The 14,345-nt window shown below is 68.8% G+C and carries 16 protein-coding genes; 10 read left to right on the top strand and 6 right to left on the bottom strand.

The window, feature by feature from the left end:
- Positions 1-126: 126 nt before the first annotated feature.
- From ASD21_RS20275 to ASD21_RS20260, 4 genes are all read right to left on the bottom strand, one after another.
- Positions 127-1,035, bottom strand: a complete 909-nt coding sequence (locus ASD21_RS20275) for an SDR family NAD(P)-dependent oxidoreductase (protein ID WP_056445610.1) — start codon at positions 1,033-1,035, stop codon at positions 127-129.
- 201 nt (positions 1,036-1,236) lie between these two features.
- On the bottom strand, positions 1,237-2,241 hold the full coding sequence (locus ASD21_RS20270; RefSeq protein WP_056445608.1) for an HlyD family secretion protein: 1,005 nt from the start codon (positions 2,239-2,241) through the stop codon (positions 1,237-1,239).
- Positions 2,242-2,262: 21 nt separating this feature from the next.
- On the bottom strand, positions 2,263-3,012 hold the full coding sequence (locus tag ASD21_RS20265; RefSeq protein ID WP_056445606.1) for an ABC transporter ATP-binding protein: 750 nt from the start codon (positions 3,010-3,012) through the stop codon (positions 2,263-2,265).
- On the bottom strand, positions 3,009-4,202 hold the full coding sequence (locus tag ASD21_RS20260; protein ID WP_056445604.1) for an ABC transporter permease: 1,194 nt from the start codon (positions 4,200-4,202) through the stop codon (positions 3,009-3,011). Before ASD21_RS20260 ends, ASD21_RS20265 begins: the two co-directional genes overlap by 4 nt.
- 309 nt (positions 4,203-4,511) lie before the next feature.
- Between ASD21_RS20260 and ASD21_RS20255 the strand changes: the two genes are divergently transcribed.
- The 4 genes from ASD21_RS20255 to ASD21_RS20240 all read left to right on the top strand — a co-directional run bounded on the left by ASD21_RS20255 (position 4,512) and on the right by ASD21_RS20240 (position 7,822).
- Positions 4,512-5,273: an EF-hand domain-containing protein gene (locus ASD21_RS20255; protein WP_235523915.1), complete on the top strand. Its 762-nt coding sequence runs from the start codon at positions 4,512-4,514 to the stop codon at positions 5,271-5,273.
- 144 nt (positions 5,274-5,417) lie between these two features.
- Positions 5,418-6,698 (top strand): NupC/NupG family nucleoside CNT transporter, encoded by a 1,281-nt coding sequence (locus ASD21_RS20250; protein WP_056446253.1) that lies wholly within the window; start codon positions 5,418-5,420, stop codon positions 6,696-6,698.
- Between the two features lie 78 nt (positions 6,699-6,776).
- Positions 6,777-7,169, top strand: a complete 393-nt coding sequence (locus tag ASD21_RS20245) for a bleomycin resistance protein (protein WP_056445601.1) — start codon at positions 6,777-6,779, stop codon at positions 7,167-7,169.
- 35 nt (positions 7,170-7,204) lie between these two features.
- Positions 7,205-7,822 (top strand): glutathione S-transferase family protein, encoded by a 618-nt coding sequence (locus tag ASD21_RS20240; RefSeq protein WP_056445598.1) that lies wholly within the window; start codon positions 7,205-7,207, stop codon positions 7,820-7,822.
- Positions 7,823-7,969: 147 nt separating this feature from the next.
- Here the strand turns inward: ASD21_RS20240 and ASD21_RS20235 are convergent, their stop codons facing one another.
- Positions 7,970-8,419, bottom strand: coding sequence for a PaaI family thioesterase (locus ASD21_RS20235; protein ID WP_056445595.1), 450 nt, complete (start codon positions 8,417-8,419; stop codon positions 7,970-7,972).
- A 114-nt stretch (positions 8,420-8,533) separates the two neighbouring features.
- Between ASD21_RS20235 and ASD21_RS20230 the strand changes: the two genes are divergently transcribed.
- The 3 genes from ASD21_RS20230 (at position 8,534) to ASD21_RS20220 (ending at position 10,697) form a co-directional block, all read left to right on the top strand.
- A complete protein-coding gene (locus ASD21_RS20230) occupies positions 8,534-8,869 on the top strand; it encodes a DUF3253 domain-containing protein (RefSeq protein ID WP_056445592.1) in 336 nt (111 codons plus the stop codon).
- A 199-nt stretch (positions 8,870-9,068) separates the two neighbouring features.
- Positions 9,069-9,701, top strand: a complete 633-nt coding sequence (locus ASD21_RS20225) for a glutathione S-transferase family protein (protein WP_056445589.1) — start codon at positions 9,069-9,071, stop codon at positions 9,699-9,701.
- Between the two features lie 75 nt (positions 9,702-9,776).
- Positions 9,777-10,697, top strand: a complete 921-nt coding sequence (locus ASD21_RS20220; protein ID WP_056445586.1) for a S1/P1 nuclease — start codon at positions 9,777-9,779, stop codon at positions 10,695-10,697.
- A gap of 19 nt (positions 10,698-10,716) precedes the next feature.
- Here ASD21_RS20220 and ASD21_RS20215 read toward each other — a convergent pair whose 3' ends face one another.
- Complete coding sequence (locus ASD21_RS20215; protein WP_056462968.1) at positions 10,717-11,091, bottom strand: response regulator; 375 nt, start codon at positions 11,089-11,091, stop codon at positions 10,717-10,719.
- 231 nt (positions 11,092-11,322) lie between these two features.
- Here ASD21_RS20215 and ASD21_RS20210 point away from each other — a divergent pair, with 231 nt between their 5' ends.
- The 3 genes from ASD21_RS20210 (at position 11,323) to ASD21_RS20200 (ending at position 14,223) form a co-directional block, all read left to right on the top strand.
- Complete coding sequence (locus tag ASD21_RS20210) at positions 11,323-11,910, top strand: uracil-DNA glycosylase family protein (RefSeq protein ID WP_056445580.1); 588 nt, start codon at positions 11,323-11,325, stop codon at positions 11,908-11,910.
- A complete protein-coding gene (locus ASD21_RS20205) occupies positions 11,907-12,935 on the top strand; it encodes an alpha/beta fold hydrolase (protein WP_056445577.1) in 1,029 nt (342 codons plus the stop codon). The genes ASD21_RS20210 and ASD21_RS20205 overlap by 4 nt, the downstream gene beginning before the upstream one ends.
- A 226-nt stretch (positions 12,936-13,161) precedes the next feature.
- Positions 13,162-14,223, top strand: a complete 1,062-nt coding sequence (locus tag ASD21_RS20200; RefSeq protein WP_056445574.1) for a Leu/Phe/Val dehydrogenase — start codon at positions 13,162-13,164, stop codon at positions 14,221-14,223.
- Positions 14,224-14,345: the final 122 nt, after the last annotated feature.

Below are 14,345 nucleotides of genomic sequence, written 5' to 3'. Positions count from 1 at the left end.
CGGTCTATATTTCGACGTTACGTCAGAAGTGCTTGAGGTTGCCTAAATTTGGCGCGAACGGGCTGACGTAAGGGAAATCTACGCCGAGCTCGTTCGCGCCGCGGTTCAGTAACCTCCGGCGAAGACCTAGCCGCCCGCGAGCTTGCGGAAGAACTTCGCGCCCTGTTCGCCGCCGTTGAAATAGGCCTTCTGGTCGGGCTCGGCGGTGATCTTGTCCCAGTTGTCACGCACTTCCTCGGCCGACAGCCCGCCTTCGCCCAGATAGACGCCCTCGGTCTCGAAGATCCGCGACAGGGCGAAGGCGCCCGCGCCGGCGGTCAGGATCGCGCCGGTCGGGGCGTCTTCCGACACCAGATAGACCACGCCCGGGGTGACATATTCCGGCTTCAGCTTCTCCAGCACTTCCGGCGGCATCAGGCCTTCGGTCATGCGGGTGGCGGCCACCGGGCTGATGGCGTTGATCTTGACGTTGTTCTTGGCGCCTTCCAGCTTCAGCGTGTTCATCAGACCCAGCACCGCCATCTTGGCCGCGCCGTAGTTGGACTGGCCGAAGTTGCCGTACATGCCCGAGGACGAGGTGGTCACGACGATGCGGCCGTAGTTCTGGGCCTTCATGATGTCCCAGACGGCCTTGATCGGCTTGAAGGTGCCGAACACGTGGACCTGGATCACGGCCTCGAAGTCGGCCAGCTCCATCTTGGTCAGGGTGCGGTCGCGCAGGATGCCCGCGTTGGCGATCAGGATGTCGATCCGGCCCCACTTGTCCATGGTCGTCTTGACCAGGTCGGCGACTCCGGCGTCGTCGGTCACCGAGGCGCCGTGGGCGATGGCCTGGCCGCCGGCCGCTTCGATCTCGGCCACGACCGCCTTGGCCGCCTCGGACGAGCCGCCCGAGCCGTCGACGCTGCCGCCCAGATCGTTGACCACCACCTTGGCCCCGCGCCGCGCCAGCTCCAGCGCATGCTGCCGGCCCAGACCGCCACCGGCCCCCGTGACGATCGCCACCTGACCGTCGAACCGGATATCGTCCGCCATGCTCTTCTCTCCCTCAAACGCGTGTTTGGTTTGGCGCGTTTGTGCGGCGCGGGAGAGGGGGCGTCAAGATGGAGCCTCTTCCCCCTTTGGGGGAGGAGGTCGCGCAGCGACCGGAGAGGGCAAGCATCAGGTGCGGAGCGGGCGAACACTTGCCCCCTCCGCGCCCGCGGCGCTCCTCCCCCAGAGGGGGAAGAGGGCGCCTTACGCCTTCTTCTTGTCGCCCCCGGCCACCGGCGGCTTGGGCTGGTCGCGCTTCACGCCGGCCTTCTGGCCGGGCTTCATGAACTTCACCAGCACGCGCTGGCCGACCAGCATCGGGGCGCCGTCAGCGCTGACCACCACCTCGACGACCCGCTCGTCGCTGCGCTGGCTGGGATCGTCGGAGGCCAGCTTGCGCGCCCCGAACACCGCGGCGCGGCGCAGGACCTTGCCGATGTAGGTCTTGGTCGGGTCGCCTTCCGGCTGGATCTCGACCTCCTGGCCGATCGTGACGTTGGGGATGTCGGCCTCGACGATCTCGGCGCGGACGATGCGGGCGGTCTGGGGCTCCAGATCGAACATCGGGGTGACGTTCAGGGTCGAGGCGCCCGAGCCGGGATTGGCGTAGCGGCGGGCGATGCGGCCATTGGCCGGGGCGCGGATCACCGTCAGTTCCTGGTTGTAGCGGGCCTGGGCCAATTGGGCGGTCGCCACCTCGATCGCGGCCTGTTGCGCCTGAATGTTGGCGTTGGCCGAGGCGATCTGGTCCTGGGCGGCGTCGAGGCGCTGGCCGGCCACGAAGTTGGAGGCCGACAGGTTCTGCAGGCGCTTGTACTCGCGCTGGCCGGTGCGCAGCTGCACCTGGTGGACGGCCAGCTGGGCGCGGGCCGAGGCCAGGCTGGCCGAGGCGGTGGCGGCGGCCAGACGGGCGTCGTCGTCCTCCTGCTTGGCCAGCTCCTGGCCGGCGACCACGTCCTGGCCCTCCTGCACGAACACCTCGCGCACGATGCCCTGGCGGCGCGCGGCCACCTGGATGATGCCGCCCTCGACGTCGGCCTTGCCGTTGGCGATGGCGGCGTAGGGGCTGGGCTCCTCCTGGACGGCGGCGGCCTCGAGCTTCTTCTTCTTCTCGGCGGCCTGGCCCTTCATGAAGAAGAACCCCCCGCCGCCGAGCAGGACGAGGGCGATGACGATCCAGAAGGCGGGACGGCGCAGGAACGCGGGCATTTTGAGAGTTTCCCCAGAAAGTCAGTGGCTGAGCGGCGGAGGATTGGCGTCGGGCGTTCGACGCACGTCGTCCATGATCTGGCCGTCTTCGATGTGGATGACGCGGTCGGCATAGGCCTCCAACCGCGGGTCGTGGGTCACGCAGATCACCGCCGCGCCGCGCTCGGTGGCGGCTTGGCGCAGCAGGCGGATGACCACCTCGCCGCTTTTGCCGTCGAGCGCCGAGGTGGGTTCGTCGGCGAAGATCAGGTTCGGGTTCTTGGCCAGGGCGCGGGCGATGGCCACGCGCTGCTTCTCGCCGCCCGACAGTTCGGACGGCCGCTGGTTGACGCGCGGACCCAGGCCCACCGACTCCAGCACCGCCTGGGCGCGACGGCTGGCCTCGCCGGGGCCGACGCCCTGATACTTCAGCGCCGTCATCACCTGCTGCTTGGCGGTCAGGGCCGGGAACAGGTTGAAGCCCTGGAAGATGAAGCCGCAGTGGTCCAGGCGGAACTTGTCGATCTTGCCCGGCGACAGCTTCCACAGGTCGGTGGCCTCCATCGCCGCGACCTTGCCTTCCTCCGGCTTGAGCAGGCCGGAGAGGACGGCCACCAGGGTCGACTTGCCCGAACCCGACGGGCCCATGACCATGGTCACGTCGCCGTGCCGGGCGTCGAAGTCGACGCCCTTGAGCACCTCGACATAGGTGCGGCCGGTCTTGAAGCGCTTGACCAGGCCCTTGGCCTTCAGGGCGATTTCGCCGCGCTTGTGGCTGTGGTCGGCGATCATCGCAAAAGGTCCGCGGGTTGGCTGTTCTTCAGGACGCCCAGCGACAGGAAGCCGGACAGCATGGCGATGACGACGAGGAACACCGCGACCACCCCGACCAGCACCGGCGGGAAGGCCATGGGCACGCCGTTGGCCGTCGCGATCAGCCAGCACAGCCAGGTCAGCAGGCCCGAGGCCAGCACGCCGGTTATGCCGACCCAGAAGCTGAGCTCCATGACGATGTTGCGCAGGTCGCCCATCGACACGCCCAGGGCGCGCAGGCTGGCGAACTCCTTGATGTTGGCCATGATCGCCTGGCGCAGGGTCTGCCAGGTGATCACCACCCCGATCAGCAGGCCCAGGAAGGCGGAAAAGCCCAGGATGATGCCGATGATCTGATCCTCGAACATCGCGCCGGAATTGGCGTCGGCCAGTTCCTGGCGGGTCCAGGCGCGGAACTTGCCGTCGCCCTTCTTGTTCAGCTGGGCCGCGACGATCTCGGCGCGGGCCGGGTCGCGGATCTGCACCATCAGCGGACCGACCCGCTGGCCGGTGTCGGCCTCGCCCAGCATGCGCAGGGTGTCGCGCGACATCACCAGGGTGGGCTGGATGATGTTGGGATAGCCGTCGGTGACCACGCCGATGGTGATGGTCTTGCCGTTGTAGAGCGCCTTGTCGCCCTTCTTGACCCCCAGGCGGGGCAGGGCGGTGCGGTCGACCGCGACGGCGTAGGGCTGGCGCAGGGCCTCGACCATGCTGAGGCTGTAGTCGGTCGGCACGGTGACGTAGCCGGGGATGGCGTCGATGACCGTGACATTGACGAACTCGCTCTTGCGGCCGCCGCCGCCGCCCTTGCCGCCCTTCTTGGCGCGGGCCTCGGCCTTGGCCTGCTGCTCGGGCGTCAGGATGTTCTGGAAGCGGCCGCCGGACCCGTCCAGCGGGGCCACCTGCAGCACCTCGGGGTGGGTGTAGACCAGCGGGATCATCCGGCGCGGCAGGCCGGACGGCCCGCCGTTGAACAGCGCCTTGGCGCCGGGACCCAGGATCATGATGTCGGCGCGGGCGCGGTCGATCTGGGCGGTGAAGCCTTTGCCGATGCCGACGAAGATGCCGACCTGGGCCAGAACCAGCAGACCGGAAAACGCCAAGGCGACCACGGCCGCCATGTATCGACGCCACTCGTACAACAGTGTGGCCAACGCCAACGACATGCGCGATCCGCTCCCCAAATCTAGGGTTGCAGCAATGCCCGGCGAACGACAAGCGGCCAAGTTAAATCGAGGTAAGACGCGCGACGCGTGCTTTGGAAGCGGCGCCTTGCCTCTATCGGCGGCGCGGCGGCGCGTGCGCGCCGTCAGGCGAAGCTTCCCGATCCCCTCCCGGCGCATCGATGGGCGGGGCATTGTATCACCGGCGTAACAGATTGAAATAAGGCACGTTTTTCGCACCTCGCTCACCGCGTCGAGTTTCGGCGCGGGCGTCGGCGCAGGGACCGGCGCGCCTTCCCAAAGGAGAGATCGATGACTATTTCCAGTGTTGGGTCTTCTTCGCTTTTGCAGCAGCTGCTGCAGGCGAGAGCGACCGCCCAGGTCCAAACCGCCGGCGACTCGACATCGAGCGATCCGGTCGCGTCGGTGGGGCAAAACCTGCCGTCGGGCGGCAGGAACGGTCCGCCGCCGCCGATGCAGGGCTGGTCTTCGTCGGGCCAGGGTTTCAGCGCCGATACACTGGCCTCGCTGCTCTCGACACAGCAGACGGATCAGAGCGACCGCGCCGCCTCGATGTTCGCCGACGCCGACGCGGACGGCGACGGGACGGTGACCAGCGACGAACTGGCCACGGCCATGGCGGCCCACGCCCCGACGGACCTGCCGGCCGACGCGCCCGGCGCCGCGGACATGGCGTCCGACATGCTCGCCAAGGGCGACGCGGACGGCGACGGGGCGCTGTCGCTGAGCGAGTTCCAGGCCATGAAGCCGCCCCAAGGCGGGATGGGCGGACCGCACGGGGCCGGCGGCCCGCCGCCCGGTCCGCCGCCCAGCGACAGCGCCGACGCCGGCGGGTCCTCGACCAGCGCCTCGACCGACGCCGCCGACCTGAACGGCGACGGCGTGGTCACGGCCGACGAGCTGGCCCAGACCCTGACCTCGGCGGTCGACCAGCTGGGGTCGGACGTCTCGACCGACGCCGCCGATCTGATGCGAAAGCTGCTCAGCCAGCTGGCCGCCGGCCTGGCCGACGCGACCGCCTCGACCACGTCTTCGGTCGACGTCGCGGCCTGAACCCCGGCGCGCGAGGGACGGGCGGATCGCTCGGCCCTCGCGGTCCGCGCAGCATAGCGCTTGCGCCGCGCCCCCCATTCATAGTCATTTGGTCCCTTGGCTGCGTCGCGGGGGCGCGTCGCTCATTTAGGATCTTCCGCCTTGATCTTCCTTCCCGAGAACGTCCAGGCCCTGTCGGGCGTGGCGCTGATCCTCGGCCTTTGCTGGCTCGTGTCCGAGAACCGCAAGCGCTTTCCGCTGGTGCTGGCCGTCTGCGCGATCGCCATCCAGCTGCTCCTGGTCTTCGTGCTGTTCCGTCTGCCCGCCACGCGCGACGCGCTGCAGGGCGTGAACGGCGCGGTCGAAGGCCTGGCCTCGTCGACCCAGGCGGGCACCAATTTCGTGTTCGGCTACCTGTCGGGCACCACGCCGCCCTACACCGAGACCAATCCGGGGGCCGGCTTCCTGTTCGCCTTCCGCGTCATGCCGGTGATCCTGGTGGTCTGCGCCCTGTCGGCCCTGCTGTGGCACTGGGGCATCCTGAAGTGGCTGGCCAAGGGCCTGGGCTTCCTGTTCCAGAAGACCCTGGGCCTGCGCGGCCCGCCGGCCCTGGCCACCGCCGCCACCATCTTCATGGGCCAGATCGAAGGCCCGATCTTCATCCGCGCCTATCTGGAGCGCCTGACGCGGTCGGAACTGTTCATGCTGATCGCGGTCGGCATGGCCTGCGTGTCCGGCTCGACCATGGTCGCCTACGCCACCATCCTGCACGACGTGCTGCCCAACGCCGCCGCCCACGTGCTGGCCGCCTCGCTGATCTCGGCCCCGGCCGGGGTGCTGCTGGCCCGGATCATGGTGCCCGGCGACCCCAGCGAGAAGTCCGACGACCTGGACCTGGCCGAGGAGGACAAGACCTACGGCAGCTCGATCGACGCGGTCATGAAGGGCACCACCGACGGGCTGCAGATCGCCTTGAACGTCGGCGCCACCCTGATCGTCTTCATCGCCCTGGCCACCATGGTCGACAAGATCCTGTTCGCCCTGCCGATGGTCGGCGGCGAGCACCTGAGCATCGCCCGCGTGCTGGGCATCGTCTTCGCGCCGCTGGCCTGGGCCATGGGCATCCCCTGGAAGGAAGCCGGCAGCGCCGGCGGCCTGCTGGGCGTCAAGCTGATCCTGACCGAGTTCACCGCCTTCATCCAACTGGCCAAGGTGGGCCCCGAACTGCTGGACCCGCGCACCCGGATGATCATGACCTATGCGTTGTGCGGCTTCGCCAACATCGGCTCGGTGGGCATGAACGTGGCCGGCTTCTCGGTGCTGGTGCCCGCGCGTCGGCAAGAGGTGCTGGGCCTGGTCTGGAAGGCGATGATGGCCGGCTTCCTGGCCACCTGCCTGACCGGTTCGCTGATCGGCCTGATGCCGCGAGGCTGGTTCGGGCTCTAGCGTCGGGATCCTGTCCAGGCGTCCGCGTCTGGACAGGACCCTCACTGCGGCGTTTGCTCCGTCCAGGAGGCGCCGGCGATGTCGAACTTCATCCAGATCACCCCCTTCATGCACGTGCCGGCCCTGGAGCCGGCCCTGGCGTTCTTTACCGACATCCTCGGGTTCGAGACGCTGTTCCGCGCAAACGACTACGCCTATGTCGAGCGGGAAGGGGCGGGGGTCCGCATCCTGGCCGGGCAGGGCGAGGACGGGGCGCCGCCCGGCAACCGACGCTTCGCCTACTATGTCGACGTCCGCGACGTCGACGCCCTGTACGCCGAGCTCAAGCCGCGGCTCGACACCCTGCCGCCGCGCGACGTCCATGGCCCGGCGAACAAGCCCTACGGCCAGCGCGAGCTGCTGGTCCTGGCCCCGGACGGCAACCTGATCGCGTTCGGCCAGGCGATCGCGGGCTTTTCTTCCGTGCCGTAAACCGCGCATCCTCCGGCCAAACTCGGGAGGACACCATGAAGCTCTACGACAGCCGTCGCGCTCCCAATCCTCGCCGCGTGCGCTGGTTCATGGCCGAGAAGGGGATCGAGGACATCGAGATCGTCGATGTCGACATCTTTGGCGGCCAGCACCGCACGCCCGAATACCTGGCCAAGGCCGGCCTGCCCAACGTGCCGGCGCTCGAGATGGACAACGGCCAGACGATCACCGAGTCGGTGGCCATCTGCCGCTACCTGGAGAGCGTCTATCCCGAGCCCAACCTGTTCGGCCGCGACGCCTGCGAGGCCGCGGTGGTCGAGATGTGGATGCGCCGCGCCGAGATGATGGTCGCCACGCCGCTGATGATGCTGGTGCGCCATACCCATCCGGCCCTGGCGGCCATCGAGACCCAGGTTCCCGAGATCGCGGCGAGCAACAAGGCGATCGCCGAGAAGGGTTTGAAGACGCTGGACCGTCAGCTGGCCCAGAGCGAATTCATCGCCTGCGACCGGCTGACCATGGCCGACATCCTGGCGGCGACGGGCCTCGACTTCGCCCGGATGGCGCGGTTTCGGCCCGATCCGGAGCTGGTCAACGTCAAGCGCTGGCTGGACGGGATGATGGAGCGGCCGGCGGCGAAGGCGGGGGTGTAGGGGGACCGGGTTTAGTCCCTCCCCCTTTGGGGGGGGATCGCGAAGCGATCGGAGGGGGGAGTTTTAGGACGGTCGATCCTGCCTGCGGCGCGGCCGCAATATCCCCCCACCGGCCTTCGGCCGCCTCCCCCACAGGGGGAGGGCCAACTAGCGTTGGCGGATCTTCTTGATCACGCCCGAGAAGTTCAGCATCGGCGCACCGCCGGTCGAGATCAGCCCGCGCACGAACAGCAGCGAGCCGCCGGCCTTGGTGACCTCGCCGGTCGACTCCACCAGGTCGCCGGCCTTGGCCGGGCCCAGGAACTCGCCGTTCAGGCTGACGGTCACGGCCCGCACGTCCTTCAGGTGGGCCCACGAGATCGAGAACAGCGAATAGTCGGCGAACGTCATCATGCAGCCGCCGTGCATGAAGCCGCCGCCGTTCATGTGCCGGGCCTCGGCGCGGAAGGCGCTGCGGACGACGCCGTTCTCCTCCTTGAAGTAGAACGGCCCGGTCTGGTCCTCGAAGGCGTCCATGCCGGCCCAGGTGCGCCAGCCGGCCCACTCGCCCTGCGTCACCAGCTTGGGCCCGTCCCAGATCTCGTTGCCGCCGTCCATCGTTCCGTCCCTTGCCCGTACCCTTGCGTTGTCTTTGAGGACCTAAGGCGCGGCGTCGCCGGAGGCAAGCGGCCGCGCTCGCGCTGCTGACGGATTCGTGGCATCCCTCCGCCCATGACCACCCCGATCCCCTCTTCCCCGATCCAAGACACCATCCTGTCCCAGCTGGCCGCCGTGGCCGCCGGCAAGTCCATCGACCCGATGTCGGTCGCCAAGGCCGTCGAGCCCGAGCGCTGGCAGCGCGTGCTGGGCCACGTGCGCACCAACGCCATCGAGCTGGCCCGCGAGGGCAAGATCGTCATCCTGCGCCACAACAAGCCGGTGAATCCGGAGCAATTCCGCGGCGTCTACCGGCTGCGCCTGCGGATGGAAGGCGACCCGACCAGCTTCGAGGACGTCGCGGACGTCGCGGGCGATGCGGTGGTGGGCGATGAGGGCGGCGAGGCATAGCCTTCACGCCTTCCAACCTTGTCATCCCGGACAAGCGCGCAGCGCGCCGATCCGGGACCGACGCCTGAACGCCACGCTTCCGGCGGTCCCGGGTCTGCGCTTCGCTCCGCCCCGGGATGACAGGCCTTGGGCCACCTAAGTCTTGATTAAAAACTCAACCCGTGGACCTATGAGCGAAACTCAACAGGGAGGGTCCACCATGATCGTCTACGGCTCGTCGTTGTCGCCCTTTGTGCGCAAGACCCTGGCCTTCGGGGCCGAGAAGGGGCTGACGCTGGAAAACAAGGTCTCCGCGCCCGGCTCGCCCGACCCCGAGTTCCTGGCCTGCAGCCCGTTCAAGAAGATCCCCGGCTTCAAGGACGGCGATTTCCAGATCTCCGACTCCACGGCGATCATCACCTATCTCGAGGCGCTGCATCCCGAGCCGAATCTGATCCCGCTGGATCCGCGCAACCGGGCCCGGGCGATCTGGTTCGAGGAATATGCCGACACCATCGTGGTCGGCGCGGCCGGGCCGCTGTTCTTCAACCGCATCGTCGGCCCGCGCTTCATGGGCATGGCCACCGACGAAGCCGCCTGCGCCAAGGCCGAGAACGAGACCCTGCCGCCGATCCTCGACTACCTGGAACGCACGATCCCGGACTCCGGCTTCCTGCTGGAGGACCGCCTGACCCTGGCCGACATCGCCGTGGCCAGTCCGTTCGCCAATCTGGGCCATCTTGACTTCGACCTGTCGCGCTGGCCCAAGGCCAAGGCCTATTCCGCCGCCATCCTGGCCCGGCCGTCGTTCGACCACTGGATCCAACGGGAAAAGCGGTTCCTGGGCGCCTAGGCCCGACCCTTCGTCGCGTCGCCCTTGACCGCGAGGACGGCGCGGCGCCTGCTCGCGGCAAAACTGGGGGGAAGCATGCGTGGAACCGCGATCGCGGTCGCCGTTTCGGCGGCCCTGGGGCTGGGCGCGCTCACGCCGGCGCCCGCCCTGGCCTGGAACGACCAGGGGCACATGGCGACCGGCGACATCGCCTATGACGCCCTGTCGGCGCGCGACCCCAAGGCCGTCGCCGCGATCGTCGCCATCATGGCCAGCCATCCCGACCACGCGGCGTTCGAGCGGCAACTGGCGGGGCTGACCGGCAAGGCGCGCGAGCGGCGGCTGTTCGCCCTGATGGCCCGCTGGCCCGACGATACGCGGGGCAGCCCGCACGACCGGCCCGAATGGCACTATGCGCTGAAGGCGGTCTCGTTCTGGCGCTTCGTTCTGCCGATCACGGCGGGCGGCGCCGACAAGGCGTTCCGCGAGCAGCTGGCGATCGCCCGCGACCCCAAGGCGCCGCGCGCCGACCGGGCCATCGCCCTGTGCTGGACCATGCATCTGGTCGGCGACCAGCATCAGCCGCTGCACGCCGGCCACTGGATGTCGTGGAAGTTCCCCAAGACCGACCGGGGCGGCACGATCGCCTATGTACGCTGGGCGCCCGGCGGGCCGAGCGTCGACCTGCACGAGTTCTGGGACGGGGTCCCCAATCGCCCGGGCGGGCGCGAGGCCGGCTCCGAGGCCCTGGCGGCCAGCGTCGAGGCGGCGCACCCCCGTCCGACCGCCGGCGGGCTGGGCCCGGATCCGTACAAGGCCTTCCAGGGCTGGGAGCGTGAAAGCTGGGTGCTGGCCAAGACCGTGGCCTACCAGGACGGAGCCCTGGCCACCGGCAAGACCCGGGCTCAGGCGCCCGTGCTGCCCAACGGCTATTGGGCCCGCGCCCGCGCCCTGGCCGACCTGCGGGTGGCGACGGCGGGCTACCGGATGGCGGACGTGCTGGCGCTGGTGCGGTAGCGGGTCGCCCGCGCGCGGCCTAGGCCGTCGCGGCGGGCATGGTGCGGTCCAGCGCCTCCATCATGCGGGCGGGATGGAAGGGCTTGTCGATGAATTCCGAACGCTCGACCCCCTCCGAGGCGAAGCGGGCGGCGGCGGCCGCGGAGATGTAGACGACGGGCAGGCGCGGATAGGCGACCCGTGCGCAACGGGCGACATCGAAGCCGTCGCCGCCGATCCCCAGGTTGATGTCGGTGATCAGGGCCGACAGCGTCTCGCGCTTGCCGATGATCTGGCGCGCTTCTTCGGCGCAGAAGGCTTCGATCACCTCGTAGCCCGACTCGCGGAGAACCAAACAATTCAGGAGGCTCGAAATGCGGTTGTCCTCCACAAAGAGGATCCTGGGAATCGTCATGCAAAAATCCTTTGGTTGGATGTGTAACCCTCCGGGCGAGTTTTGTTTCCAGCTCGCGTGATTAATTCTCGTTCTGTCGGCAAGGCGACATAAGATTATACACGTAGTTACTGAATAGATATTCATCCCTAAGACCAGATTGTGTTCGGGGTTTTGATTGCGAAGACTGGAAATCGGCCACGGCTGGCGACTGGGCTTGTCTTTGGGCCTGAGCCGCCTACCTCCAGCTCTATGCCGCTGGACGCCATCCTCGCCGATATCCGCGCCTGCCGGGCCTGCGCGCCGTATCTGCCGCACACGCCGCGGCCGGTGGTGCGGGTGGGCGAGGGGACGCGCCTGCTGATCCTGGCCCAGGCGCCGGGGCGGCTGGTTCACGAGACCGGCCTGCCGTTCAACGACCCGTCGGGAAAGCGCCTGCGCGACTGGATGGGGATCGACCGCGAGACCTTTTACGACCGCCGGGAGATCGGCGTGGCGGGCATGGCCTTCTGCTTTCCGGGCACCAATCCCAAGGGCGGCGACTATCCGCCCCCGCCGCGCTGCGCCCAACTCTGGCACAAGCCGCTGCTGGCGAAGCTGCCGAAGGTCGAGCTGACGCTGCTGGTCGGGAGCTATGCTCAAGCCTGGGCGTTGGGTACGCGGATGAAGGCGAACATGACCGACACCGTCGCCGCCTGGCGCGGCTATATCGACGAGGGCGTGCTGCCCCTGCCGCACCCCTCGTGGCGCAACACCGCCTGGCTCAAGCGCAACCCGTGGTTCGACGCCGAGGTCGCGCCCTATCTTCGCCGCCGAGTGGCGGGCATTCTGGGGTCATGAACCGTCGGATTCTTCTTCTTGGGGCGTGCGCGGCTAGCTTGGCCGCCTGCGCCCCGGTCACCCAGCAGCCCGGCCCGGGCCAGCTCGGCTATCGCGGGCCCCGGCTGGACGACGACGGCCTGTTCAGCTTCGACGGCAAGAAGCTGGGCATGATGAAGTGGCTGCCGGCGCAGGGCCAGCCCGTCACCCAGGTGATCGTCGGCCTGCACGGCATGAACGACTATTCGAACGCCTTCCACCTGGCCGCGCCGTTCTGGGCGCAGCAGGGGATCGCCACCTACGCCATCGACGTCCGCGGCTTCGGCCGCTCGCCCGACCGGGGCGTCTGGGCGCCGCCGGACCTGGTCATCGAAGACATCCGCACGACCGTCGCCCTGGTCCGCGAGGCCCATCCCGAGGCCAAGGTCGCTCTGGCCGGCGTCAGCATGGGCGGGGCGCTGGCCATCACCGCCATGGCCTCGGACCGGCCGCCGGCCGCCGAGCGGTTGCTGCTGTTCGCGCCGGCGGTCTGGGGCTGGTCAAACCAGCCTCTGCCCTACAAGACCAGCCTGTGGATCACCGCCCACACCACGCGCAGCTGGGTGGTCAAGCCGCCGGAGTGGCTGGTCAAGAACGTCCAACCCACCGACAACATCGACGAACTGCGGCGCATGGGCCGCGATCCGCTGATGATCTGGGGCGCGCGCTCCGACACCCTCTACGGCCTGGTCGGGCTGATGGAGAAGGCCTGGTCGTCGCTGGGCAAGGTTCAGGCGCCGGTCGCCTATTTCTACGGGGCCAACGACCACATCATCCCCAAGGAACCGACCATGGAGGCGGTCCGCCGGCTCAAGCCCGACGACCGCTCGGCCTATTACGCCAACGGCTGGCATCTGCTGCTGGTCGACAAGCAGGCCCCGGTGGTGTGGGCCGACGCGGCCTCGTTCCTGAAGGACCCGCTGGCCGACCTGCCGTCCGGCGCGCCGCCGATCCCGGGGGCGCCGACCGCGCCGAACGTGGTGCGTAGTCAGCTGTCGAAGCAGTAGGGGCGTCGAGGCCGTGCGTCCTTCGAGGCCCGCTGCGCGGGGGCTCGGGATGAGGAGCTTTGTTGCCGCTGAATTCCTCATCCTGAGGTGCGAGGCGCTGCCGAGCCTCGAAGGACGCACGGCGCCCGACTCCACGAAACAGGTGCGGCGAAGCGGGGGCTTGTTCGCTCAAGCCCGCCAGCGTACACCCCGGCGCAATCTTTCTGGCTAAGGCGAGACCGACGGCATGACTTTGTTCGATTCCCCGGATTTCGAGGGACATGAAGGCGTTCACGCGTTCTTTGACGAAAAAACCGGCCTGAAGTCGATCATCGCCGTCCACTCCACCGCGCGCGGCCCGGCCGCCGGCGGCTGCCGGATGTGGGACTATTCCAGCGCCGACGCCGCCGTGACCGACGCCCTGCGGCTGTCGAAGGGCATGTCGTACAAGAACGCCATGGCCGACCTCGACTTCGGCGGCGGCAAGGCCGTGATCATCGGCGACGCCCGCAGCCAGAAGACGCCGGAGCTGTTCGAGGCCTTCGGCCGCGCCGTCGAGAGCCTGAACGGCCAGTACTGGACGGCCGAGGACGTCGGCGTCTCGCCGGCCGACCTGGTCGCCACGCGCCGCACCACCAAGTACGTCGCCGGCCTGGAAGGCCACGCGGCCGCCTCGGGCGATCCGTCGCCGGTCACCGCCGAGGGCGTGTTCCGCGGCGTGCGCCTGTGCGTCCAGCGGGCCCTGAACCGCGACCTGAACGGCGTCACCGTCGCCATCCAGGGCGTGGGCCATGTCGGCGCCTATCTGGCCGAGAAGCTGCACGCCGCCGGCGCCAAGCTGATCATCGCCGACGTCAATCAGCACGCCCTGGACGAGGTGGCCGCCAAGACCGGCGCCAAGATCGTCTCGACCGACGCCATCTTCGACGTCGACGCCGACGTCTTCGCGCCTTGCGCGCTGGGCGGCGCGATCTCGACCACCACCCTGCCGCGCCTGAAGGTCAAGGTGATCGCCGGCGGGGCCAACAACCAGCTGGCCGACAAGACCATCGGCCAGGCGGTGTTCGAGCGCGGCATCCTCTACGCCCCCGACTACGTGATCAACGGCGGCGGCATCATCAACGTGGCCGGCGAGATCCGCGCCCTGGAGGCCGGAACGGCCTTCGATCCGGCCTGGGTGGCCGCCAAGCTGGACCGACTGGCCCAGACCCTGGGCGAGGTGCTCGACCACTCGCTGGTCGACCGCCGCGCCGCCAACCTGGTCGCCGACGAGATCGCCCGCGCGCGCATCGCCGCGGCCCGGGCTTAGACTCACCTTTCTCACCCTCTCCCATGGGGAGAGGGCGGGGCCCGCGCGAAGCGTGGGAGGGTGAGGGGGTTCTGAGCCAACCGGCGCGCCGGCAGGGCGTTCGTGTGAAATCGGTGAGGGCG

It is taken from the genome of Caulobacter sp. Root1455 (genome assembly GCF_001426905.1).
Classification (GTDB): Bacteria; Pseudomonadota; Alphaproteobacteria; order Caulobacterales; family Caulobacteraceae; genus Caulobacter.
This window is presented reverse-complemented; position numbering and strand designations above follow the sequence as displayed.